Source organism: Solwaraspora sp. WMMA2080 (assembly GCF_027497395.1).
In the GTDB taxonomy this organism is placed as follows: Bacteria; Actinomycetota; Actinomycetes; order Mycobacteriales; family Micromonosporaceae; genus Micromonospora_E.
Genome location: NZ_CP114910.1, coordinates 1,577,490 through 1,601,745, shown reverse-complemented (window position 1 = coordinate 1,601,745; position 24,256 = coordinate 1,577,490). Strand labels below are relative to the sequence as shown.

At 71.2% G+C, this 24,256-nt stretch carries 20 protein-coding genes and 2 pseudogenes; 13 read left to right on the top strand and 9 right to left on the bottom strand.

What is annotated here, in order from left to right:
- The first annotated feature begins 5 nt into the window (after positions 1-5).
- The 4 genes from O7543_RS07165 (at position 6) to O7543_RS07150 (ending at position 4,748) form a co-directional block, all read left to right on the top strand.
- The gene (locus O7543_RS07165; protein ID WP_281554562.1) at positions 6-2,291 is read left to right on the top strand and encodes an FAD-dependent monooxygenase; all 2,286 of its coding nucleotides are present in this window, start codon (positions 6-8) and stop codon (positions 2,289-2,291) included.
- A gap of 47 nt (positions 2,292-2,338) precedes the next feature.
- Positions 2,339-2,698, top strand: a complete 360-nt coding sequence (locus tag O7543_RS07160; protein WP_281554563.1) for an antibiotic biosynthesis monooxygenase family protein — start codon at positions 2,339-2,341, stop codon at positions 2,696-2,698.
- Positions 2,695-3,963: a cytochrome P450 gene (locus O7543_RS07155; protein ID WP_281554564.1), complete on the top strand. Its 1,269-nt coding sequence runs from the start codon at positions 2,695-2,697 to the stop codon at positions 3,961-3,963. Before O7543_RS07160 ends, O7543_RS07155 begins: the two co-directional genes overlap by 4 nt.
- 98 nt (positions 3,964-4,061) lie before the next feature.
- On the top strand, positions 4,062-4,748 hold the full coding sequence (locus tag O7543_RS07150; RefSeq protein ID WP_281554565.1) for a TcmI family type II polyketide cyclase: 687 nt from the start codon (positions 4,062-4,064) through the stop codon (positions 4,746-4,748).
- A 36-nt stretch (positions 4,749-4,784) separates the two neighbouring features.
- Here O7543_RS07150 and O7543_RS07145 read toward each other — a convergent pair whose 3' ends face one another.
- Positions 4,785-7,373 carry a DUF6493 family protein gene (locus O7543_RS07145; protein ID WP_281554566.1) on the bottom strand — a complete coding sequence of 863 codons (2,589 nt, stop codon included), beginning with the start codon at positions 7,371-7,373 and terminating at the stop codon, positions 4,785-4,787.
- A complete protein-coding gene (locus O7543_RS07140) occupies positions 7,370-8,704 on the bottom strand; it encodes an SWIM zinc finger family protein (protein ID WP_281554567.1) in 1,335 nt (444 codons plus the stop codon). The genes O7543_RS07145 and O7543_RS07140 overlap by 4 nt, the downstream gene beginning before the upstream one ends.
- 186 nt (positions 8,705-8,890) lie before the next feature.
- Here O7543_RS07140 and dapF point away from each other — a divergent pair, with 186 nt between their 5' ends.
- From dapF to O7543_RS30160, 4 genes and pseudogenes are all read left to right on the top strand, one after another.
- On the top strand, positions 8,891-9,886 hold the full coding sequence (dapF, locus tag O7543_RS07135) for a diaminopimelate epimerase (protein ID WP_281554568.1): 996 nt from the start codon (positions 8,891-8,893) through the stop codon (positions 9,884-9,886).
- A gap of 333 nt (positions 9,887-10,219) precedes the next feature.
- Entirely contained in the window at positions 10,220-10,972 is a 753-nt protein-coding gene (locus tag O7543_RS30170; protein WP_348650084.1) for a S8 family serine peptidase, read from the top strand.
- Positions 10,969-11,178, top strand: a pseudogene (locus O7543_RS30165) (S8 family serine peptidase); the annotation flags it as partial. The gene O7543_RS30170 and the pseudogene O7543_RS30165, both read left to right, overlap by 4 nt.
- Positions 11,179-11,255: 77 nt before the next feature.
- The gene (locus O7543_RS30160; RefSeq protein WP_348650083.1) at positions 11,256-12,080 is read left to right on the top strand and encodes a proprotein convertase P-domain-containing protein; all 825 of its coding nucleotides are present in this window, start codon (positions 11,256-11,258) and stop codon (positions 12,078-12,080) included.
- Between the two features lie 68 nt (positions 12,081-12,148).
- Here O7543_RS30160 and O7543_RS07125 read toward each other — a convergent pair whose 3' ends face one another.
- The 3 genes and pseudogenes from O7543_RS07125 to O7543_RS07115 all read right to left on the bottom strand — a co-directional run.
- Complete coding sequence (locus tag O7543_RS07125; RefSeq protein WP_281554569.1) at positions 12,149-12,994, bottom strand: LppX_LprAFG lipoprotein; 846 nt, start codon at positions 12,992-12,994, stop codon at positions 12,149-12,151.
- A gap of 454 nt (positions 12,995-13,448) precedes the next feature.
- Positions 13,449-15,197 (bottom strand): hypothetical protein, encoded by a 1,749-nt coding sequence (locus O7543_RS07120; RefSeq protein WP_281554570.1) that lies wholly within the window; start codon positions 15,195-15,197, stop codon positions 13,449-13,451.
- Between the two features lie 278 nt (positions 15,198-15,475).
- Positions 15,476-15,577, bottom strand: a pseudogene (locus O7543_RS07115) (cellulose binding domain-containing protein); the annotation flags it as partial.
- 244 nt (positions 15,578-15,821) lie between these two features.
- On the opposite strand from O7543_RS07115, the gene O7543_RS07110 reads away from it, so the two are divergent.
- The 3 genes from O7543_RS07110 to O7543_RS07100 all read left to right on the top strand — a co-directional run bounded on the left by O7543_RS07110 (position 15,822) and on the right by O7543_RS07100 (position 19,051).
- Positions 15,822-16,187: a cellulose binding domain-containing protein gene (locus O7543_RS07110; protein WP_281554572.1), complete on the top strand. Its 366-nt coding sequence runs from the start codon at positions 15,822-15,824 to the stop codon at positions 16,185-16,187.
- Between the two features lie 255 nt (positions 16,188-16,442).
- Complete coding sequence (locus tag O7543_RS07105) at positions 16,443-17,717, top strand: hypothetical protein (protein ID WP_281554573.1); 1,275 nt, start codon at positions 16,443-16,445, stop codon at positions 17,715-17,717.
- Positions 17,648-19,051 carry a GNAT family N-acetyltransferase gene (locus O7543_RS07100; RefSeq protein WP_281554574.1) on the top strand — a complete coding sequence of 468 codons (1,404 nt, stop codon included), beginning with the start codon at positions 17,648-17,650 and terminating at the stop codon, positions 19,049-19,051. Before O7543_RS07105 ends, O7543_RS07100 begins: the two co-directional genes overlap by 70 nt.
- A 41-nt stretch (positions 19,052-19,092) precedes the next feature.
- Here O7543_RS07100 and O7543_RS07095 read toward each other — a convergent pair whose 3' ends face one another.
- Both O7543_RS07095 and O7543_RS07090 read right to left on the bottom strand, forming a co-directional pair.
- Positions 19,093-20,376 (bottom strand): low temperature requirement protein A, encoded by a 1,284-nt coding sequence (locus O7543_RS07095; protein ID WP_281554575.1) that lies wholly within the window; start codon positions 20,374-20,376, stop codon positions 19,093-19,095.
- Between the two features lie 110 nt (positions 20,377-20,486).
- Complete coding sequence (locus O7543_RS07090) at positions 20,487-21,365, bottom strand: LysR family transcriptional regulator (protein WP_281554576.1); 879 nt, start codon at positions 21,363-21,365, stop codon at positions 20,487-20,489.
- Between the two features lie 132 nt (positions 21,366-21,497).
- Between O7543_RS07090 and O7543_RS07085 the strand changes: the two genes are divergently transcribed.
- Together O7543_RS07085 and O7543_RS07080 are read left to right on the top strand one after the other, a co-directional pair.
- Positions 21,498-22,361: an aldo/keto reductase gene (locus O7543_RS07085; protein WP_281554577.1), complete on the top strand. Its 864-nt coding sequence runs from the start codon at positions 21,498-21,500 to the stop codon at positions 22,359-22,361.
- Between the two features lie 185 nt (positions 22,362-22,546).
- Complete coding sequence (locus tag O7543_RS07080) at positions 22,547-22,804, top strand: hypothetical protein (protein WP_281554578.1); 258 nt, start codon at positions 22,547-22,549, stop codon at positions 22,802-22,804.
- Here the strand turns inward: O7543_RS07080 and O7543_RS07075 are convergent.
- Together O7543_RS07075 and uppS are read right to left on the bottom strand one after the other, a co-directional pair.
- A complete protein-coding gene (locus O7543_RS07075) occupies positions 22,801-23,136 on the bottom strand; it encodes a hypothetical protein (protein WP_281554579.1) in 336 nt (111 codons plus the stop codon). The two genes, O7543_RS07080 and O7543_RS07075, sit on opposite strands and share 4 nt — an antisense overlap.
- A 173-nt stretch (positions 23,137-23,309) precedes the next feature.
- Positions 23,310-24,086, bottom strand: coding sequence for a polyprenyl diphosphate synthase (uppS, locus tag O7543_RS07070; RefSeq protein WP_281554580.1), 777 nt, complete (start codon positions 24,084-24,086; stop codon positions 23,310-23,312).
- Positions 24,087-24,256 lie beyond the last annotated feature (170 nt).

The following is a 24,256-nucleotide window of genomic DNA, read 5'->3' as shown; positions in this document are numbered from 1 at the left end:
ACCACATGATCAGGACGATGCTCCGGGTCCGCGCCCGCAGCGGATTCGAGACGGTTGTGGAGTCAGCGTGGCAGGCCGTCGCCGACGACATCGGTGCGGCGCCCGGCAACCGACTGCGACAGCTGCTCGTCGACGCCACCGATTCGCGTACCTTCGTCGTGGTCACCGAGTGGGCCGACGACGACGCGTTGCGCGACCACCTCGACGGGCCCGTCGCCCGGCAGTGGGCCGACGCCGTAGCGGCCGCCTGCGAACCGCCGACCGCCGGCAGCTACCGGGTGATGCGCGGTCGGGCCGGCACCGACACCCGGATCTACGTCGACGTGCCGATCACCGTTCCCACCGACCGGATCGACGAGTTCCACCGTGGGCACGCCGAGGTCGTCAGTCGACTTTCCGGAGTGGACGGATATATGCGTGAGGAGCTGCTACGCGAACCCGGCACCCCGGTGCACCACATCTTCGCCGAGTGGAGCAGCCCGGAGCAGTTCCGCCGGTGGATCTCCGACCCCGACCACGAGCGGGCCGAAGCCGGCCCGATCGCCGAGTTCCTCGTCGGGATCCGCCCCCGGATCTTCCACCCCGCCGACCACCCCGCCGACCAACCGGCCGATCCGCCCGCCGATCCGCCAGCGGCAGCGGCCGACACCACCGACGTACTGATCGTCGGCGCCGGCCCGACCGGGCTCACCGCCGCGATCGAACTCGCCCGCCGCGGCGTCGACTGCCAGGTGATCGACAAACTCACCAGCCCGCCCGACCAGGCGGACAAGGCGATCGGGGTGCACTGCCGCACCATGGAGATCTGGGAGGACCAGGGCGTCGTCCGGGACGCGATGAACGCTGGCATCTGGCTGACCGGCCAAGCGGTCTTCGTCAACGGTCACCAGGTGTACCGGGGCAGCTGGGAGCTGCCGGAGCTGCCGTACGCACACCTGGGTCTGCCCCAGTACGAGACCGAACGGATCCTCACCGACCGGCTCGCCACACTCGGCGTACGGCCCCGGCGCGGCGCCGAACTGGTCGACTTCACCAGCGACGACGACGGAGTCACCGCCAACCTCGCCCACGCCGACGGCGGCACCGAGACGGTCCGCGCCAAGTTCCTCGTCGGCGCCGACGGCGCGCACAGCCGGGTACGCCAACTGCTCGGCCTCACCTTCACCGGCGGGCTGGGCCGCTTCCCGCAACTGTTCATGCTCGGCGACGTCGACGTCGACTGGGACATGCCCGCCGGCCACCTGCTGCGGTTCATCCACGAAACCGACGGCCAGCTGGACAACATGCTGGTCTGCGTACCGCTGCGGGGTGAATCCCGCTACCGGATCGCGACCATGGCGCCGCCGCGCTACTTCGCCGCCACCCGTGGCGAGAACGCCCCGCCCGGGTTCAGCGCCGAACTCGGCGAACCGACCCTCGCCGACGTGCAGGCAGTGCTGGACCAGCTCGCCCCGGCCGCAACGACCGCGGCCAACCTGCGTTGGTCGTCGATCTTCCGGATCAGTCACGGCATCGTCGACCGCTACCGCGACGGACGGGTCTTCGTCGCAGGCGACGCCGCACACCTGCATCCGCCAGCCGGCGGTCAGGGCATGAACACCGGCATCCAGGACGCCTGGAATCTGGCCTGGAAGCTGGCATTGGCGGTCCGTGGTGTCGCCGCGCCCGGCCTGCTGGACAGCTACCAGATCGAGCGCCGGCCACAGGGGGAAGAGGTCGTCGGGCGGGCGGTGCGGCTGGCCTTCACTGACGAGTTGGAACGCGAGGACCTCGAAAGGCAGTTCCTGCAGGAGATGTCGATGCTGGTCAGCTACGCCGACAGTCCACTCGTCGGCGAGTCGCTGGCCACCGTGGACGCGCTGCGGGCCGGCCCGGCCCCGGGGGAGCGCGCTCCCGACGTGTCCGGCCTACGTCGACGCGGAGTCGGACATTCGATGCGGCTGCACGAGCTGACCCGGGGGACCCGGCACACTCTGCTGCTCTACGCCGACCGGACGGCGGACGAGGCCACTCTGGCCGCCATCGACAAGCTCAGCGCCGACCTGCCGGATCGGACGTACGGCGAAGTCGAGGTCTACCTGCTGCTCAGCCCGGACACGCCAGCCCTGCCAGCGGACCATCCGCCGGTGCTCCACGACGCCGCCGGTGAGTTCCGGGCCGGGTACGGCACCGCCGGTGCCGCCGCTTACCTGATCCGGCCGGACGGGTACGTCGGCTTCCGCAGCCACCCGATCGACGTCGATGCACTACGCCACCACCTGTACCTGGTGTTCAACGGCGGTGTCCGGTGACCGCCGCTCCCCAGAACCAGACAGACCAAGTGAACCGGACAAACCAGATGAGCCGGACAGGCCAGATGAACCGGGCGGACCTGGTGCCGGGTCCCGTCCGCGCCGTGCTGTCGATGCGGACCCGCCCCGGGTGCGAGCGGCGGTTCGAGACCGAGTGGCAGGCCATCGCCGATCAGATCCGCACCCTCGACGGCTGCCTGCGCCAGGACCTGGTCCGCGACGCCGACGATCCCCGCAGCTACCTGATCATCACCGACTGGGCGGACCGGGAACGCCTCGACGCGTTCGGCCGCAGCGCGCAGCGCGACCGGCTGCTGCGGGTGATCCGGGAGCTGCGCGAATCCGCGCAGCGGCACACCTACCAGGTGCTGCACAGCGTGCCGAGCGAACGAGAGGAGCACCGATGACCGCCGATCCGCGACCGGCCGAGCCGGTCGGATCCGCTGAGCAGGCCGTCCCGGCGGCGGAGTTCTACACCGACGGGTACGCCGCCGACCCGTACCCCACCTACGCCCGGATGCGTGCGCAGTGCCCGGTCCGGTTGGTCGCCTCACCCCGGTTCGACTCCTATCTGATCACCCGCTACGACGACGCGCGGGCAGCGTTGACCGATCCGCGGCTGTCCAAGGACCTGTACGGCCCGGAAGGCCACTACCTGCGGTTCTTCGGGCCGAACTCGGAGGGCCTGAACAAGAACATGCTCAACTCGGATCCGCCGGAACACAGCCGGCTGCGCCGGCTGGTGTCGCAGGCGTTCGCGCCCCGGCGTATCGAGGCCCTGCGGCCCCGGATCGGCCAGGTCGTCGACGACCTGCTCGACAAGTTCGCACCGAGGGGCGAGGCGGACCTGATGCACGAGTTCGCCGTACCGCTGCCGATGGTGGTGATCTGCGAGCTGCTCGGCGTGCCGACACCCGACCACGAACAGGTGCTCGGCTGGACCCAGGTGATCCGGACCTCCGGGTCGGCCAGCCGGCCGCCCGACCAGGAGCGGGCAGCGGTGCAGCAGGTGCAGGCGCAGCTGCACGACTACCTGACCGGACTGGTCCGGGCCAAACGCGCGACGCCGGCCGACGACATGCTCACCGCCCTGATCGATGCCTGTGACCACGATGGGGCGCTCACCGAACGGGAGCTGGTCTCCACCGCGTTCCTGCTGCTGTTCGCCGGTCACCAGACCACCGCCGACTTCATCGGCAACGCCATGCTGGCCCTGTTGACCAACCCCGGACAGTACGAGCTGCTGCTGGCCCGGCCCGAGCTGCTGCCAGCGGCCGTCGAGGAGCTGCTGCGCTTCGACGGCCCGCTGCCGATCGCCAGCCCCCGGGTGGCTACCGAGGACGTCGAGTACGACGGTGTCCGCATCCCGCGCGGGGCGGCGGTCGGGGTGGTGCTCAACTCGGCCAACCGCGACCCGGACCACTTCACCGACCCCGACCGCCTCGACGTGACCAGCGAACGTGGACCCCACCTGGGCTTCGGCCACGGGGTGCACTACTGCCTGGGTGTTTCGCTGGCCCGTATCGAGGCCCGGACCGGCATCGGCGGGCTGTTGCGCCGGCTGCCGGACCTGCGGCTGGCCGTACCCGCCGCCGAACTGCGCCGACTCCCGGCGGCCTCGCCGTTTCGCGGGCTGCTCGAGCTGCCGGTCCGGTTCACCGCCACCGGCTGACGTACCACCGGTCACCGGGCGAACCGACCCGGCCGATCCACCACCGACCACCGGGCGAACCGACCCGGCCGATCCCCACCGTTCTGCGAGGAGTTGTCATGGTCTTCCGCAACGTGATCGTCTGCCGCATGGTGCCGGGCAGCGAGGACAAGATCGCCAAGACTTTCGGCCACTACGACAGGGCCACCCGGCCGCAGGACTTCGGCGTCATCGGGCGCATCCTGCTGTCCCACCACGACCTCTACATTCACATCGTCGAACGCAACGAGGACCCGGCGATCTCCGGGCAGACCCGGGGCCTGCCCGCGTTCAAGGAGATCGCCGAGGCGATCGGCCCGTACGTCACCCCGTACCCGCGCAACTGGCAGAACCCGTCGCACTCGGTGGCCAAGGAGTTCTACCGCTGGACCGCGGAAGGGACCGGCCCGGCGGAAGGGACCGGCCCGGACCCGGCCGGCCGGCATCTGACCGTGATCGTCGGGCGGATCAAGCCCGGCGCGGAGGACAACGTCGCCCGGATCTTCACCGAATCCGACGCCGGCACGCTGCCGGTCGAGATGAGCGTGACCGCGCGCTGGCTCTACTCGATCGACGACGTCTACGTGCACCTGCTGGAACGCTCGGTCCCGCACACCGCCGACGACGCGCGGATCCACGACAAGCCGAAGTTCGGCAAGATCATGGAGGAGCTGAGCCCGTACATCAGCCCGTACAACCAGGACGCCTGGCGTGGCCCGGTGGACGCGGTCGCCAAGGAGTACTACCGCTGGCGGGCCGAGGACTGACTCCGACGGCGCCGCCTCCCGGTCAGCACCGGCCGGCTATCGGGAGGCGGCGACCAGTCGCCGGGCCTCGGTGACCAGCCGGCTGGACCCGCCCCGGGCGGCGACGTCGGCGAGCCCGGGCACGTCGAGGCGCACGCCGGTCGCCGCCGCTGTCTGCGCAGCCAGCGCCAGCAGGTCCGGCAGCCCGCGCGGCGCAGGCTGGACGGTCAGCAGCGCCGGCAGCGCGGCGGCGAGAATCCGCCAGGTGGTCAGCGGCGCACCGGCCGCCGCCGCGTCCCGCAACGGCTGGACGACCCGGGACAGCGTGATCATCTTGTCGGCGGTGAGCGAGCCGAGGTGACCACCGACGGCCAGGGCGTCGAGCCCGCCGGCGGCCGCGAGCAGCAGCAGCGCGTCGACGGCCGCCACCCGGTCGGCCTCGTGCCGGGCGGCCAGCCCGTACGCCACCGCCAGGTCGAGCGCCGGCGTGGTCTCGCCGGTGCACTCGGCGAGCATCGGCAGCAGCGCGGCGCCGCCCGGCTCGTCGAGGTCCGCGCTGCCGGCGACCAACGGCAGGACGTACGCGGCGACCAGCCCTCGGTAGCCGGGCAGCTGCGCCGGCCAGTGCCGCTCGTCGGCGATCGACGCGATGTCAACCGCTCGGGCCGGGACGCTGAGCAGACCGTGCTGGTCGGTCACCCCGGGCGGTACCGAGGCTTCGACGACCCGACGCTGCGTCGGCAACCGGTCGTGCCAGTAGTCGTAGCTGCCCTGCCGGCGCCGACGGACGGCCGTCACCACCCGGTAGTGCGGCCGGGGCAGCCCGCCGCAGCGCAGCCAGTCGGCCAGGGCCTGCCCGGCCGGGGTGCCCAACGCCGTCGCCTTCGCCGCCAGCGGCTCGTCGACGACGGACGGCAACCGCAGCAGCGCCTGGGTGAGGTCCGCCGGCCACGGCTGGCGCTCACCGAGGCGGGCCAGCCGGTCGTACAGCTCCTCCGCCGCCACCGCCCCGGTGGCCAGCGACGGTGCGGCGACGAGGCCCACGGCCCCGAGACTGGCGAGCTCGGCCGTCTCGGGACCGGTGAACTCCGCCGCCCCGGGACCGGCGACGGCCCGGCCGATCTCCGCGACCCGGGTGCGCAGCAGTCGGCGCAGCACCGCCTGCTGCGGGTCGGCGGGCCGCTGACCGGAGGTCTGCCGCTGGCCCCAGGTGGACAGCAGCACCTGCCAGCTCCGTGGCGGGGTCCGATCCTCGCTGCCGGCGAGGATCCGCAGCACGCCGCCGAGGCCACCGAGCCGCTCCTCGGGCCGCGAGGACCAGGCCAGCACACCGGCCCGGTCGAGCACCGGGGTCAGCGCCGCCACCGTGGCGGTCCGATCGGCGGCGGTCGACCGGATCAGGCCGTCGAGGATCCGTTCCAGGCCCAGTGCGTCGGTCGAGGACCCGCCGAACAGCGCGGCGATCTCCTCGGCCAACTCGTCCGGGTGGGTGATCGGCGGCGGCGCCGGGGCCGGCGGTGGCACCGGGGGCAGGACGTCGCCGACGTGGCGCACCTCGGCGGGCGCCGCCATCCGGTGGCCGTGTTTCGCGGCCAGCGCGGCCGCCCGGTCGGCGACGTCGACCGCCGGGTGCTCGGCGGCGACGGCCAGCACCGCAGCGATCCGCGCCGCTTGGGCGCGGTCCCGGCGGGCCAGCTGATCGAGCCAGCTCAGCTGGGCCCGTACCAGGGTTTTCTCCGGTCGGCCCAGGACGGCCGGCGCCGTGTCGAGCAGCGTGTCGAGGTCGATGTCCGGCAGCTTGCGCAGCGTCCGTTGGGCCAGTGCGGCCGCCGTCGACGGGCCGTCGGCGAGCAGCCGCAGGTACGTGGGGAGTCGGTCGCGTACCTCGTCGCCGGTCGGCGCCAGTGCGTCGTGCAGGCCGAGGAAGACGCGCAGCGCGGCCGGGCGCTCACCGCGCAGCATGCGGCTGAGCGTGCCGTCCAGCAGCATCGTGCGGTCCAGCCGCCGTTCGGCGGCCAGCTGCGCCAACGCCAGTGGCATCCCCGACCGGCCGTCCGGCTGCTGGTCGGTCCAGGCCCACTGGCCGCCGACCCCGTCGACGTCGAACATTCGGGGGGCCAGCGCGTCCAGGAACGGGTGCCGGCGCATCCGGTCGACCAGCGCGACGCTCCACTCGTGGTCGCGGGGTCGGCTGGCCGTCACCGCCCAGCCGAGGACGAACAGGTCGTCGGTCGGCGGCGCGGCCTGTTCGGCGGTCAGCAGCTCGGCGATGAACCACCAGTTTTCACCGGGTGACTCACGGTCGATCCGCCCGACGAGGCGGTACGCCAGGTCGGCCAGCCAGGTGACACCCCGGCGTCTGGCCACGTCGATCACCGGTGCCGCGGGTGTCGCCAGCAGCGAGAGGTTGCGGCGCCCCAGCACCTCGGCTGCCTGGGCAGCCGTCGGCAGGCAGCCGACCGCCGCGACGGCCAACGCAGTGGCCCGCCAGCGGGACCACCACTCGTCGCGGTGCCGGCGCACGTACGCCGTCAGCTCGATGCCGAGCTGGCGGCGCTGTTCCTCGTCGAGCCCGGAGACGGTGTCCACGGCGGCGGTGATGTCGCCGTTGACGAGACGGTGGACCGTGTCGCTCGCCTCGGTCACGCCGTCACCCCCACCGGGGCGGTGACCATCGCGGCGGCGAGGGCGTGCCGGCACGGCCCCCGCCCGCCCCGGTGCCGCGCCCACCAGGTGCAGGTGCAGGTGCGGGTGCCGTCGGGCAGCTGCCGCACCCGGTAGACCTGGTCACCGGCGCGTACCGTCGCCCCGTCCGGGTCCGGGGTCACCGCACCGGCCTCGACCAGCGCCCGGGCCGCGGTCAGCCGGGGATTGTCCCGCTCGGCGCGGCCCGGATCGTAGGGCAGCACCCGGTGGAAGTAGCCGGCCCGCGCGACGTCGTAGCCGACCCGACCGGCGGTGCCGAGCAGCGTCAGCGCCGCGCGCACCCGGGCGGCGGCCAGGCCGGACGCCTCGGCCAGCGCGTCGACGTCGACGCTCGGATCCCAGTCGAGCAGTCCGCCGATCAGCTCGGCGTCGTCGGCGACCTCGTCGCCGGCCAGGGCGGGCAGGACGCCGCCCTCGCCGGAGAAGCCCCGGGCCGGCTCCGGTGACAGGGCCAGCGACAGGCTCATCCCGGCCAGGTCCAGCTCCCACACGCTGGCCACCGGTGCCGCGCCGGCGGCCACCGGCGGCCCGTACACCCGCAGCGCCGACGCGTGCCGCAGCAGGCCCCGCAGCGCGGCGAGCCGACCCGCGCCGGACAGGCACACCGCGCCCGGCGCGGCGCGCGACGTCAGGCGCAGCGCCCGGCCGGCCGGCACCGCCCACAGCACCGACCGGTCGCCGGCACCGGGCAGCCGGCGCAGCAACGTCGCCGCCTCGGCGGCCGGGATCTGCGCCCGCAGGTCCATTCCCGCCGCGGTCACCTGCACCTCGGCGAAGCCGCGCAGCCAGCGGCGGGGCAGCGGCACCTTCCGTTCGACGACCGAGGAGTCCATCGTCGACACCGTCAGGTCGTCCGGGCCGACCGCCAGATGCAACGGGTCCAGGCCGCCGACCCGGGCCAGCGCGTCGCGCAGCGGCGGGTTGACGTCCACGTTGGTGGTGCCGTGCGCGACGATGTCGCCGTCCAGCCCGTCCGGGGTGACGTCGAGTCGGGCGTACACGCCGCAGCAGCCGGAGAAGGACTCGAACCGCAACCGGTCCCGGCCGCCGGTGACCACCGGGTCGAGGCTGGCCGGGACGACGGGTCGGTGGTAGCGGGTGCGGGCGACCTCGGCGACGGCCAGCAGCCCGGCGGCGGCCGCCACCGGGCGGGTGAGGAACCCGGTGAAGAACCGGGGGTTGGCGGCCGGGCCGCCGCTGGTCTGCAGGGTCAGCGCCCGGCCGGCCAGGGCGGACGGGTTCAGGTACCGGTAGGTCGCGACGGTGTTCACGGTGGCGCACGCTACCCGCCCCGACCGACATCGCCGGTGTCGCCGTAGGTAGCGCCGGCCGCCCGGCCGTCGGGACGCGGTGCGGACACTCGGCGGCGGCCGGTGGCGCAGCCGTACCGCAGCCGTACACTGGTCGCCGGTGTCGGCCGGTCGCGGCGGCGAGTGACAGCGGGGGAGTGCGTACTGATGAGGTCAGGCCTGCCGATCCTGAAGGCGCACGGCTCGCAGAACGACATCCTGGTCGTCGAGGGCCGGCCGGGTGACTACGCCGCCGAGGCGGACGTGCCGCACCTGGTCCGCCAGCTGTGTGACCGGTCCGGGCCGCTCGGCGGCGGTGACGGCGTGTACTTCGTCGATCTCGGCCCGGCGGTGCCGCAGGCGGCGTTCTTCAACCCGGACGGCTCGTTCGCGAAGCTGTGCGGCAACGGGATGCGCTGCGTCGGGCGGCTGGTGCTGGACACCCGCGACGCCGAGCGGGCGGTGGTCCGGGCCGGGGACAGCGACTTCGTGGTGCTGCGGGCCGAGTCGACGCCGGAAGGGGTCCGGCAGACCGCGGTCGAGATGCCGAAGGTGGACTTCGATCCCGTCGAGCCGGTGGTCGCCGTGGCGCAGCCGCACGTCGACACCCCGCTGCCGGTGCTGCACCCGACGTACGGGTTGACCGCGCTCGCCGTACCGAACGACCACCTGGTCGCGGTGGTGGAGAAGTTCGACGAGGCCGAGCTGGTCGCCACCGGGGAGCGGATCACCGCCGCCACGGACGTGGTGCCGCGTGGGGCGAACCTGTCGTTCGTGTTCCCGCTCGACGACGGCGAGATCTACGTGCAGACGTACGAGCGGGGCGCCGGACTGACCCCGTCGTGCGGTTCGGGTGTAGTCGCGTCCCGGGCGGTCTGGTCGCGGCTCGGCCTGGCCGGGTCGGGCGAGCGGATCACCGTCCGTAATCCCGGTGGGGTGGCGACGGCCTGGCTGACCGGCGACCCGGCGGCCTGGCAGGCCACCCTGCAGGGCAACGCGTCGTACGTCTACCGGGCCGATGTCGACCTGGCGGCGGTGATCGCCGGCAGCCTGGCCTCGGTACGGCGGGACACGTTCGTCGACGAAGTCGAGGCGTTCGCCCAGTTGCGGGAGAACAACCACGCCGTGCTGCACGCCGCCGGCGTACACCCTTCGGTCGGCTGATTTCTGACCCGACGCGGCCCGGATCCGGCCCGTATCCCGCCCGGATCCGGCCCGAAGTCGGGCACTTCCGATTTTCTGACCGGCCACCGACCGGGTGGCGACTGATTCCAGTCTGGTCAGCGTCAACTTCATGACGATGGACATCAATGTGATGTTGAGTGGATCCGGAGTTCGAGCGGTATTGGCAGAAGGTGCCAGCGTCCGGCAACACGAGACAGAATCACATATCTCTACATCAATCTGTTCTAGGCCTAACATCTGTGTCAGTCAGGTACCCGGTCACCGGTCGGCCTGTCACAAACCGGCCTGCCGTGCATCGAAAGGAGGCGGGAGATGACACTCTCCCGGCCATCCCGGCGCCGCTGGCGCCTCGGGCTCACCACTGTCGCGGTAGTGACCGCCGCGCTGGCGTTCGCCGCACCGGCCAACGCCGAACCAGCGGAAGGCCAGATCCTCTACGCGGGCGGTGAGGACACCGTCGCCGGCTCGTACATCGTCGTCTTCGACGAGGACAAGGTGGACAGAGGGACGGTCGGGCGCACCGCCCGTACCCTCGCCGCGAAGCACGACGGCGCGGTGGCGCGCACCTACTCGACCGCGCTGCGTGGCTTCGAGGCCCGGCTGACCGAGAAGGCCGCCAAGCGCCTCGCCGCCCACCCCGCGGTCGACTACGTCCAGCAGAACCGCACGGTCACCCTCGCCGCGACCCAGACCCCCACCCCGTCCTGGGGCCTGGACCGCATCGATCAGACCGCGCTGCCGCTCGACAACAGCTACACCTACCCGAACTCCGGATCCGGCGTCACCGCGTACATCATCGACACCGGCATCCGGTTCGCCCACAACGACTTCGGCGGGCGGGCCGTGACCGGCTTCGACGCGGTCGACGGCGGCAGCGCCGACGACGGCAACGGGCACGGCACCCACGTCGCCGGCACCGTCGGCGGCACCGCGTACGGAGTGGCCAAGGGCGTCACCCTGGTCGGCGTCCGGGTACTCAACAACAGCGGCAGCGGCACCTACGCGGGGGTCATCGCCGGGTCACCGCCGACCACGCCGCCGGCGAACCGGCGGTCGCCACCATGAGTCTCGGCGGCGGTTTCGACCAAGGGATCAACGACGCGGTGACCCGCTCCATCGCCGACGGGGTGGTCTATTCGCTCGCCGCCGGCAACAGCAACGCCAACGCGTGCAACTACTCGCCGGCCGCCACCCCCGACGCCATCACCGTCGGTGCCACCACCAGCACCGACGCCCGGGCCAGCTACTCCAACTGGGGTACCTGCCTGGACATCTTCGCCCCGGGCAGCAGCACCACCTCCGCCTGGCACACAGCAACACCGCCACCAACACGATCAGCGGCACCTCGATGGCCGCCCCGCACGTCGCCGGGGCGGCAGTGCTGGCGTTGGCGGCCAACCCCGGCTACACCCCGCTGCAGATCCGCGACCTGCTGGTCGACGACGCCACCAGCAACGCGGTCAGCAACCCGGGCACCGGATCACCGAACAAGCTGCTGTACATCGGCGACTTCGAGCCGCTCACCCAGGACTTCACCCTCGCGGTCACCCCGACCAGCGGTGCGGTCGACCCGGGCGACTCGGTGACCGCGACGGTCAGCACCACCACCACGATCGGGGCCCCGCACACCGTCACCCTCGGTGTCACCGGGCTGCCGAGCGGTGCGACGGCCACCTTCAGCCCGTCGTCGGTCACCTCCGGCGGGTCGGCGACGCTGACCATCGCCACCACCACCGGGATCGCCACCGGCGTCTTCCCGCTGACCGTGGTGGGCACCGGGCCGGAGACGGCCCAGTCGGCGCCGTTCACCCTCATCGTCAACGGCCCGCCGGGCTGTTCGCAGACCAACTCGACCGACGTCGCGATCAATGACAACAGTACGGTGGAGAGCTCGATCACCATCACCGGCTGCTCCGGCAACGCCAGCTCGAGCAGCACCATCGAGGTGAACATCTACCACACCTGGATCGGTGACCTGACCGTGTCGCTGATCGCCCCGGACGGCAGCATCAACGTGCTGCACAGCCGGTCCGGCAGCAGCACCGACAACATTGTCGAGACCTACACCCGGGACCTGTCCGTTGAGGTGGCCAACGGCACCTGGAAGCTGCGGGTGCAGGACTCGGCCAGCCTTGACACCGGCTACCTGGACAGCTGGACGCTGAGCCTGTAGCCGAAACAGTGACGGACCGACCGGGACACGTCCCGGTCGGTCCGCCGCTGTCGCTGGTGCGTCGCTGGTCAGCCGTCGAGTTCGTCGGCGAGGTCCTGCAGGTCCTGCATCAGCTCGGCGAAGTCCGCCGTCTCGGCGGCCGGCGGTGCCTCGATGGTGACCGCCTTGCCGTAGTCGGTGTAGTTCATCGTCATGTCGGACATCGTGCCCATGACGAGCTTCACCCGACGTGGCTGGTACTGCTCGTCGACCCACACGTCGACGGCGACCTCGGTGACCTCGGCGGTGGCGAGCTGCTCCTCGATGCCTTCGCGGATCTCGGCCTCGAACTGCTCCAGGTAGCTGTCCACCGGGGTCACCGACGTGTAGTGCACGGTCGGCACGCCGTCGATGGTCTCCTCGCCGACGACGGTGACCTCCGCACCCTCCAGCAGGGTCCGGACGTTCTGCACCGGGTCCAGGCCTTCGAGCTGCTGAGCGAGGTCCTCCGAGGTCGCACCGAGGGCAGCGAAGTCCATCTTGAACCACTTCTTGCCGTCCATCGATGCCTGTTCGGCCTCGGGGATGCTCACGTAGAACGCGCTGCCGATCACCCGTACGGTGATCTCGCCGTCCTCGGGGTCGACCTGGGTCAGCTCGGCGGCCGGTGAGTCGCCGAAGCTGATGACGCCGCTGACGTCGACCGGTTCCCCACCGCTGGTGCCGGTCATCGTCACCGCCGCCGAGTTGGCGCTGGTGGTAGTCTCCACGGTCTTCTGCAGCGAGCCGGTGGCGTCGCTGGCGAGCTGCGCCAGTACGCCGGACGTCTCGGTGCCGCCTTCGTCCGTTGTGGCTGATGAGCCGCCACACGCGGTGACGGCGAGGACCGCTGCCGAGGCACCCGCGAGCAGCGCGGTCCTTATTGCAGTGTGCACGAAGTGAACTCCCAGTCGGTGTGTGCGTGGTTCTGCCGGGCGAAATCCTAGCCGCCGTGCCGTTGGTCCCTGTCTACCGGGCCTGCTGGGTCAGGCCCGGGAGCGCCGGGGTCCGGTGCTGGGATGCGGTGTCGGATTCGGCGTCGTTGGGGCAGCCACCGGTCGCCCTCAGTTCGCGTGCGAGAACCAGTACACCGAGGTTCCAAAGGCAGTGGCGGCGAACGGACGTCGGATGCTGACCATGGAGCCTCCGCCGGTACGGTGACGAGACCGCCAAAGCCTAGGGCGACGCATCGACGCGCTCCACTTCCACCGTCGGTTGTTCCGCGATTCGCATACCTCGACTGCCGTTGTATGTCCGGCATGAGCGAACAGTCAGGTAGCTCCCCGAAGAGTGGGCACGCACCGCCCGATGTAGAGAGCCGTGCGTGCCCACTGGGGAGCGAGTCGGTGGTCAGGAGACAGTCGGTGTCAGCTTGATCAACTCCCAGCCACCCTCCGGCACGTCGTCGGTCGGATCGGTCCGCAGGTTCATCGGATTCGCCATGCCGAGGTACAGCGTCGATCCGTCGGCGACCATCGTGCGGACGCCGTAGTTGAGGTAGTTGCCGCCCAGCCCCTGCGTGTCGACCGCCGTGGCCGGCCGCAGATTGGAGCCGAACATCCACAGGTCACCGCCGTACAGCTGCGGATCGATGGTGATCGGGTCAGGCCCGTCGGTCAACGCGGCGGCCGCCTGCGGATAGCCCATCTCGGCTACGGACTGCGGCAGCAGGTCCTTGGCGAGGTAGCTCCAGTCCATCGTGCCGACGAACAGCCGGCCACCGGACACCGCCATCGTCCAGGTGTAGTTGTTGTAGATGTTGCCGAACCCCATGTGGCCGTACCTGGCCCGGTAGCCGGTGAGCGCCCAGCGCCAGGCACCGGCGCCGTCGTTCGCGCTGGCGTCGTACGCCGGCAGCACCGCCTCGCCGTACAGCAGGTCGACCCGCTGCGTCGCGGTGCCGAACCGCTTGCCCCGGAAGATGCTCACCGCCCGCTGCGACCGCTCCAGCGTCGTGCGGGCCGCCAGCTCGTCGACCGGCGGGTACGCCTCGGCCACCATCGCGGTCGACTTCATCGGCACGTGCATCGTGCCCCAGTAAAGGTACCCACGGTACGAGGCCAGCGCGCCGAGCCCGTACGAGCCGGCGATCACCGGATCCGGCTCGTAGGAGGCGGCACTCCAGACCTGCGTCCACCCAGCGGTGTCGTCCGGGGTCAGACCGGGTTCGGCGGCGGCCAGCGGAGGGCTCATCCACACCCCGGCGACGCCGGGGTCGGCCTCATCGGTGACCCCGATCCGGCCGGTCCGCCGACCGTCGGCGGTACGCGCGCCGGCCGACCCGCTGCCGGCGGCCGACCAGGTGCTGACGAAGACCCGGCCGTCGTGCAGCTCCAGGTCGGCGACCTGCGCCGGCAACTGCCCGACCTCGACGAAGTTGAACGGGTCGGTCCGGTCGCCGGCCCAGCGCAGGATGTGCCCGCCGTCGCGGCCGTTGGGTCCGACACCGACCCCGGCGTACAGCACGTCGTCGGCGACCAGGAAGTGGCGGATGTTGCCGTACTGGGTGAAGTTGGCCGAGCCGAGATAGTCGCCGGTCACCGTGTCGAAGGCGAACATGTTCACCGTGGCTCCGAGCGCCGGCCCGGCCAGCAGCACCACGCCCTGGTGCGTACCGCCGGCCCGCAGACCCAGGGTGCGGCGCAGCCGGGACAGATCGTCGGGCGACGCGGAGGTGATGTCGCTGGTCTTCTCGGTCAACGCGCCGGAGGCCAGGTCGTAGACGTACGCCCGGGGCTGCCGGTGGTCACCGACGCTAACCGGCATGATCGGGTTGTCCTTCGCCACCTGGCTCTCGGCGAACTCGCACACGTAGTCGTCGGTCATCCGGGGATTCGGCAGGGAGAGCGTCGCCCCGGTGACGATGCAGTTGACGTTCGACCCGGTGCCGAACCACAGCCGGTTGTCGGCCTGGGCGAGCGACCACACGTACGCCTGGTTGACCTTGGCCTGGCCGGACTCGCACGCCGGGCCGGCCGGGTAGGGCAGGCCGATACCGGCGAAGCATTCGTCCGGGGTGGCCTTGGCGAGCAGTTCAGTGCCGAATGCCGCCTCGCTGGGCGGCAGTAGCGGCTTGCCGGTGGCCGGTGACGGGGCCATGGCCAGTGCGGCGGGCAGAGCTATGAGGACGGCGGCGGACAGCAGGCGCCGTCGTGATGTCTGAGGCCAGCGCATCGATTCCCTTTCGGTCAGTGCGACCCGACCCGGTGCCGAAGGGCGAGGCCCGGGGTGGACGCTGCGCTGACAGTAAGCTAGATCGATTACCGGTCCATGTCCGACCTCCGGAAAGGTCCGTCGTGGCAGCCGCCGAGCTGTACCCCGGCCGGCCAGCGACGGCGTCGCCGGCCGGGGTACAGCTCAGGTTGGTTCCCGAAGGCTCAGCCGCAGGCCGCGCCGTCAAGGGTGAACCCGCTGGGTGAGGAGCTGTTGCCGGTGTGGGTGGCCTGGAAGCCGATGCTGACCGAGCCTCCCGGTGGGATGACCGGGTGTCTGGTGGGGTGTCCGGCGGGGTGTCCGAGCCGCCTCGTGTCGCGCTGTCGGGTCTGGCGGGGCTTTGGGTGCCCTTCGGAATGCGCGGGTGAAACTCGTATATTTCCTATGGTGGCCCGGTCTGTCATGCGATTCGCGCATCGCTTTATGCTGCAAGAAGAGCCATTGAGGCATGGCTATGTGAAGCCGTATGGTCATGTCACCTGGCAGGACTAACGGATGGTGGTGGTCTCAATGCGGAAGCTGCTCGGCTTCGTCGCGGCACTGGCAATCGGTGTTTCCGCGACATTGTTCTTCGCGCCGTCGGCGCAGGCGACGACGGCAACATTTACCCAGACAAGTTCCTGGTCGACCGGTTATGTCGCCGAGGTTGTCGTCACGAACGACTTCACTGTGCCGATCACCGGCTGGGAGTTGGCCTTCACGCTGCCGGCGGGGTCGACCGTCTCCAACGTATGGAATGCGCAGATCGCGACCAGTACGCCGCACTACACCCTGATCAACACAAGCTGGAACGGATCGCTCGCGCCGGGACAGTCCGTCGCCGTCGGGTTCGTGGTGACCGGCACCGGCCTGCCGACGATCCTCTGGCCGCTGTAGATTCCGCACTCCGGCGTCGGAGCGCCCGCGACGCTTCCGGTCGCTACCGGCCCGACCGGTCACCCGGTCGGGCCGGTGTGATCTCGCCCATCTTCCGCCCCCGTGGGCGCCGGAAGATCTGCCCGGGGGATTGCGTACGCCGGTCAAGTGGTTACGGTCGGCTGACCGTACCGGTGGAAAAGCGGCGAGGTGACCTTGTCTGAGGTAGAACGGAATCGGCCAACCGTGGCGCGACGCGCCCGCCGTACCGTGGATGTGGCACGTTTCGCGAGGTGGCTGGCGGGTCCGGCCGGCACCGGGTTCATCGGCGTCTTGTTCACCGTCGGCACCGCCGCGTTCAGCGCAGCCGGCGGGATCGTCCCGGACCTGGCCGCCGAGGGCTGGTCGCAGGGGCGGGACCGAGTCTGGTGGCTGGTCGTCTTCCTCAGCGTGGCGGTGGCTGCGGTCGCCGCCGGTGCGACGCTGTGGTGGTGGCGCAACCGGCTGCGGGAAACCCGGGGCATCGCGTACGTCGTCAACGAGACGGCCGCCGAGTGGACCCCGGAGCAGAAGGAAGGCTTCCTGAGCGACGTACGGGACCAGTTCGCGGTGTTCCGACCGGTGCCGCCGCTGCGCAGCTTCGATCGGACGGCGGTGTGGCCGCACGGTGAGGAGGCGACCCGCTGGGGGCGTGACATGGACGCCGTGGTCCGGCACTTCCAGGTCGCCAACCACGACCCGGACGGCCGGGACGCCGCGTTGGACCGGTCGCTGTTCGTGTGGGCACCATGGCCGGTGGCGGTCGCGTTCGGACAGCGGACGACGGCGCTCAGCCGGGGCCGGGCGGTGCGGGTCCGCCAGCGGGACAGCTTCGGCCGGCAGGGGCCGGTGCGGGCACGACCGCTGCAGGACGACGGACATTCGTTCCAGCAGCAGATCGAGCGTCCCGGCGACGGGCTGTTCGGCGAGTTGAACGTGCGACGTCACCAGGTGCGGCTGCAGATCAGCCGCAACGGTCAGCCGGACCCGGTAGCCGGGCAGGAGCCGGTGCCCGATATCGCGCCGGGGACCGCGTTGGAACCGGTGCCGGAGGTGCTGCTGCTGGTGCTGCGGACCAACCACAACCGGTTCGGGCTGCTGCCGAGCCTGCCGGTGGACGTCACCGAACGGGCCGCCCACGACGACGCGGCGGCGGGCAGCCGCGAACCGGTCGTCTTCGAGCTGCACGACGCGGTCGGGCTGGGACTGCCGGCGACGATGTCGACGGAGCTACGGGAGTGGCGTTACCTGCCGCCGCCCGGCGAGACCCAGCACCGGTGGGCGGACTATCCGGCGATCGTCGCGGCGGCGGCCCAGTGGGTGGCGGATCAGGCCGCCGCCGCTCCGGAGGCGATCGTCCTGCTCGGCGCGCAGCTGCCGCAGGAGATCTCGGTCGGGCTCGGCATCTGGTCGGCCCGGCAGTACCGCTGGCCGCGGCATGTGTGGCCGATCTACTTCCAGCTCGGTGCGCAGTTCACGATCCCGCAGCTCGATCTGGGTCGCCCCACCTGACACCGGGTCCCGGCCACCGCCGCACGCTCGACGACCGGTTCGACGGCGGGTTCCGACCGGACCGGGCCGTCCCCACCACCGACGACGCGCTGCGTCCCCCGTCCGGGCTGTTCCTGCTCGCGACGCTGAAGGACCGCCCCGTCGGCTGCGTCGCCGTCACCAGGGTCGACGACACGTCAGCGGAAATCCGCCGGCTCTGGGTGTCGTCCGAGCTGCGCGGGCTGGGGATCGGACGGCGGCTGCTCGCCGCGGCCGAAGAGGCTGCGGCGTCGCTCGGGGCGGGCGTCGTACGACTGGACACCAACCGGACCCTCACCGAGGCGATCGGCCTGTACCGGGCTGCCGGATACGACGAGGCCGCCCCGTTCAACGACCAGCCGTACGCGCACCACTGGTTCGTCAAGTCGCTGACCGGCGAGCCGCTGCGCGGCGGCGGCGCCGGCGCCCCACCGGGTCGGGTCGGGTTCGTCGGCCTGGGCATCATGGGGCTGCCCATGGCCCGTCGGCTCGCCCGCAGCGGCGTCGGGCTGACCGTGTGGAGCCGTACCCCGAAGTCCGACGACGAACTCAAGGCGGCCGGCGCCCGTACCGCCGCGAACGTCCCGGAGGTGTTCGCGCAGTGCGACACGGTCATCGTGATGCTGCGTAACGCGGACGCCGTCGACCAGGTCCTCCGTGACGTCCCCGGCGGACTCGCCCACCTCGTCGCCGGACGCACGATCGTCAACATGGGAACACTTCCCCCCGAGTACTCCAAGGCGCTGGCCGACGAGGTCGAAAGCGCTGGCGGACACTACGTCGAAGCCCCGGTCTCCGGCTCCCGCCGCCCGGCGGAGGACGGCAAACTGGTCGCGATGGTGGCGGGCCGCCCCGACGTCGTCCGGCGCACCGTCGCGCTGCTCGACCCGCTGTGCGCGCAGATCACCACCTGCGGGCCGGTGCCGTCCGGGATCACGATGAAGCTCGCCGCCAACGTGTTCCTGATCGCCCTCGTGGCCGGCCTCGCCGAGGCGTTCCACTTCGCCGACCGGCACGGTCTCGACCGGGACCTGCTACGCGGCGTCCTCGACGCGGGTCAGATGTCCTCGGCGATCTCCCGGGTCAAGACCGCGAAGCTGGTCGCCGACGACCTCTCCGCGCAGGCGGCCATCGCCGATGTGCAGATGAACGCCGAGCTCATTGTGGACGCGGCCGCCGCAGTGGGGGCAGGCGTCCCGCTCAGCGAGCTGTGCCTGGCGCTCTACGCCGACGCGGTCAGCCGCGGCGATGGGGACCTCGACATGGTCGGCGTCATCCGTACCATCGCCGGCGGACAGCAGGGTCACTGTCGGTGAGAGTATGGCCACGTGTGCGCCGCACTTGCGGGTTACGTCCGTCATCCGTGGCGGCGCCGCCAGTCACTCTCCTCCCGTTCCAGGGCCTGCTGCTCGGCGAGCCGGTGTTCGCGCAGGTGGTGCCGCCAGACCCCGGACCGCCGGCTGTCGGCGGCGACCCCGGTGACGGTGATTACGGTGAGAAGCAGCAGCGCCGCGAACGCCGGGATCCGGTCGACCACCGGCAGCAGCGCGGCGAGCAGCAGGGCGGGTACGGCCAGGCTGGCGGTGACGCTACGGACGGTCCGTAACTGGAAGGCCGACAACGCCACCAGGTAGAGCAGGACCCCGCCGTACAGCGCACGCAGGTGGATCGACTCGAGCGGGGCGTCATCACCGGTCGACGACGCCCCGGCCAGGAAGGCCAACGTCTGCTTCAACCCGAGGGAGAGCAGGATGATGCCGAACAGCATGGGCAGATGCAGCAGGGTGTAGGCGTCGCGGGCGAGCCGGTCGCGGCGTACCCCGTGAGTGTGGTGCAGCACCTGCTCGGCGGCGTACGACCGGGCGTCGAAGTACGCCCACCACATGGCGCAGATCAGGGCGATGCCGAGCAGCGTCGCGGTGATCACCGGGACGGTGCCCGGCGCCCCGATCGAGGCGCCGGAGCCGAGCCCGAGCGACAGCAGAGCCTCACCGAACCCGATGAGGATGAACTGCGCATGCCGCTCAGTCCAGTGCCCGGCGGAGACCACGGCGAACGGTTCGAGGCGGACGGTGGTCAGGTACGCGACGCCGACGCCGAGGGTCCAGAGCAGAAGGAGCGTGACGACGCCCTCGCTGGGCCACCCCAGGAGCGGTACCGCCGCGGCGACGAACAGCAACGCGGTGCTGGTGGCCAGCACCGGTGTGTCCCTCCACCAGGTGCCCAGTAGTTCGGGGTGCGTCCTCGCGGCGACGCGTAGCGCTGCGGCTTCCAGCAACCAGATCAGCAGGTAGCAGGTGGGGAAGATGAACTCGCCGGGAATGACCTGCGGGACGCCGGGCTGTGCCTGCGGCGGTTCGTCGCCGAGGCCGGGTAGCGTCGCCACGGAGATGAAGACGATCGCCATGATGGTGAAGCCGTGGATCGGCATGATTCCCCAGTCGGCCCGGAGATTGTTCCCCAGCAGGGCGAACCGGGACCAGACCAGCCAGAGCACCGACAGGAGCAGAAAGATCGCCACCAGTCCGAACGGCTTCAGATCCTCGACCGAGGCAGTGGTCACGTGGATGAAGGCGAACACGAAGACCAGGTCGTAGAACAACTCGAGGCGAGAGACTTTCATGCCTGGCGCGGCGGGCATGACCGAAAATGTCGGTTTCGTGGCTTCCACGACCGACAGTATGCGACGGAGGCTGGGGCTTCCGAGCCCGGAACGTTTGCTGCGCGAAGTCGAGGGAACCGCCGTCGTCGTCAGGATCGGGGGCGGAGACCGTCCAGGGACATCAGCGCGGTCGCGGCGGTGCTCGGGTGCCGGCCGCTCGCGGTCGCCACCGCGACGTTCCAGCATGGCGGGTCGGTGATCGGCGCGAAGCGCGCGGCGGTCCGCTTGGTGGTGAAAAACTGCGGTACGACGGCGACGCCCAGCCCGTGGCTGACCAGGTCGAGCAGCCAGTGCACGTCGTTGACCTCGAAGGCGACCCGGCGATCGACACCGGCGACGGCCATCGCCTGGTCGACGACGTCCCGGCTTATCCAGCCCGGGGAGAAGTCGACGAAGGTCTCACCGGCAAGCTCGCCCAGGTCGACCTCGGCACGTTCGCGCAGCGGATGGTCCGGCCCGCAGGCCAGCACCATCGGCTCGGTGCGGATCGGGGCCAGTGTCACACCGGTCGGCGAGCTGGCCGGCATCGACACGAAGGCGAGATCGAGGTCGCCGGTGCGGACCCGCTCGACCAGGTCCGCCGAACCGCCCTGCCGGAGCCGGATCTCGACGCCAGGATGGGCGGCGTGGAACCGGGCCAGCACCGCCGGCAGGTCGACCGCGCCCAGACACTGCAGGGTGCCGACCGCCAGCCGGCCGCGCAGCAGCCCTCGAACCGCGGCCACCGCGTCCTTGGCGGCGGCGACGTTGGACAGGGCATGTCGGGCCTCGGAGAGCAGCGCCCGCCCCTCGTTGGTCAGCTCGACGCTTCGGGTGTTGCGGACGAACAGGCTGGCCCCCAGCTCCCGTTCCAGCGAGCGGATGGACGCCGACAGGCCGGACTGCGCGACGTGCATCCGCTCGGCGGCCCGGGTGAAGTGCCGCTCCTCGGCGACCGCCACGAAGTACTCGAGCTGACGCAGCTCCACGATTCATCACCAAAACTGATCGCCGGGATCGGATCCTTCTGTTGGACAGCTTAACCGCAGGGTAAGAGGGTGGAACCCGGGCGCGTGGGGTACGACAACCGCGCCCACGGACCATCCCGTAGAGGAGACTTCATGCACACCCGTCACATCGGTGACGTCGCCGTCGGGGCGATCGGCCTCGGCGGCATGCCGATGTCCATCGAGGGCCGGCCCGACGAGCAGAGGTCGATCGCCACGATCCACGCCGCGCTGGACGCCGGTGTCACCCTGATCGACACCGCCGACGCCTATCACCTGTACGCCGACGACGTCGGCCACAACGAGTCGTTGATCGCCCACGCCGTGGCGACCTTCGGCGGTGACACGTCCGACGTGCTGATCGCCACCAAGGGCGGCCACCTGCGACCCGGCGACGGCTCGTGGACCAAGAACGGCTCGCCCGACTACCTGAAGAGCGCCTGCGAGGCGTCGCTGAAACGGCTCGGCGTCGAGGCGATCGGCCTCTACCAGTTCCACCGGCCCGACCCCACCGTGCCGTACGCGGACTCGATGGGCGCCATCCGGGACCTGCTCGACGCCGGGAAGATCCGGCTCGCCGGCATCTCCAACGCCGACCCGGAGCAGATCCGGCTCGCCAACGACATCCTCGGCGGCCGGCTGGTCAGCGTACAGAATCAGTTCTCCCCGGCCTTCCGTTCCAGCGAGCCGGAGCTGACGCTCTGCGCCGAGCTGGGCATCGCCTTCCTGCCTTGGAGCCCGCTCGGCGGCATCGCCAGCGCCGCCGACCTGGGGTCGCGGTTCGCGGCGTTCGCTGAGGTCGCGCAGGAGTACGGGGTGAGTCCGCAGCAGGTCTGCCTGGCCTGGCTGCTGGCGAAGGCGCCGGTCGTGGTCCCGATCCCCGGAGCGTCGCGCCCGGAGACGATCCGTGACTCGGCCGCCGCCGCCGACCTCGAACTGTCGGCCGGACACCTGGCCCGCCTCGACCAACCCGCCTGACCGACCAGCCCGCCCGCACCATGCGCAAGATCAAGTGAAGGGCAGATACCTGACAACCGCCGGTTAAGGTGTCTGGCCTTCACTTGATCTTGTCTCGACCCCCGCCCCCGACGACGATCCTGGCTTGTCGAAGGTGGACCGGCTGGCCTACGTTGGTGGGTTCGCCGGGCAGAGGGGAGTGCGTGATGCCGAGCAGGTGGCAGTTCGTGGTGCCGGGGGTCGACACGGCCGGGGTGCGGCTCGAACACGTCCACGCGGTGGTTTCCCGCTGGTTCGATGTGGACGAGGCGGCGCACCGGTCGCATGCGAAGGCGTACAGCGTCAGCCTGCCGGTGGCGCATCCGGCCGGCACCCTGGTCGAGGTCGGCCTGCTCGACGACGCCCTGGTCGACAAGCTGCGGGCCGGGGCGGCGACGGGGGCGGTGATCCGGATCGGTGGTTAGCTCGGCGCGTTGGTCACCGGCGCACGGCAGGTGGCCGGGGTGTCGTGGCTGGAGCTGGGCCGGCCGTCCGGCAACGCGTCGTGGTCGCTGCGGTTCCTGACCCCGACGACGTTCCGGCGCGGCAACGGGTTCACGCCGTGGCCGGACCCATGGTCGGTGGTGGCCGGGCTGCGGGCGGTGTGGCGGGCGAGCGCGCCGGCCGGGCTGCCGGAGCTGGTGCTGCCGCTCCCGGGTGTCGGTGGGCCGGGCATCGGCGGGCCGGGGGAGCGGCCGGACCGGGACGCGCTGTGGGTGAGCGACATCGACGGCACCAGCGACGTGGTCAAGGTCAACGGGCGTACGGTGTCGGGCTTCCTCGGCCGGATCCGCTACGTCTGCGACGGGCCGGCGAGCCTGGTCGGAGCGGTGGACCGGTTGCTGCGGCTGGCCCCGTACAGCGGGGTCGGCGCGCAGCGCGGCCGGGACTTCGGCCTGGCCTGCCTGGAGCCCCGACCCGGTGGTGGCGTCAGGTTTTCCGCCTGCGATCGGCGTACGAACGCAGCGCCCGCAGTAGGTCGATCTTGCGGAAGCCGGGCCAGTAGACATCGCAGAAGTGCAGCTCGGAGTGGGCCGCCTGCCACAGCAGGAAGCCGGACACCCGGCGTTCCCCGCTGGTGCGGATGACGAGATCCGGGTCCGGTTGCCCGCTGGTGTACAGGTGGGCGGCGATCTGGTCGGCGGTCAGCCGCTGCGCGATGTCGTCGAGGGTCGCACCGCGCCGTGCCTGGTCTTCCAACAGCGACCGTACGGCATTGACGATCTCCTCTCGGCCGTCGTAGCCGATGGCCACGGTCAAGTGGTGGCTGGTCTCCCGCTGCCGGGTCGCCTCCTCGGCGAGCTTCAGCGCGTGCCGGGTCGAGTCGGGCAGCACCTCCAACCGGCCGGCCAGGTGCAGCTGCCAGATGTTGTCGTCGCGGGTCAGCCGACCCGCGACGACGGTCTCGATCATGCCCATCAGGTTGTCGACCTCGTCTGAGGCGCGCTTGCGGACGTTGTCGACGGAAGCGACGAACACCGTGACGTGTTGGATGCCGATCTCGGCGCACCAGCTCAGCACCTGGTCGAGGTGCTCGGCACCGTGCCGGTGCCCGACCTTGGGGTCGTCGAAGCCCATCTGCCGGGCCCACCGCCGGTTGCCGTCCATCACCATTGCCAGGTGGCGGGGCAGCTCGGCGGCGGTGAGCTGGGCGCGTAGCCGGCGGGCGTAGAGCCGGTGTCCGGTATCGAGCAGCGGTCGCATCATCGCCTGATCTCACCACGCTTGCTCGCCCGGGCACAGCAGCGCAGGTGGTCTGCTGATCGGCCAACGACCGGGTATCGGCCCGTGCCGAGATCACTGAGCTGCTGGCCTGGTGGATGCCTGTTCGCCATGTGATGCCCCGGCGTTTCGGGCACATTAAGGCCCTTCAGAGC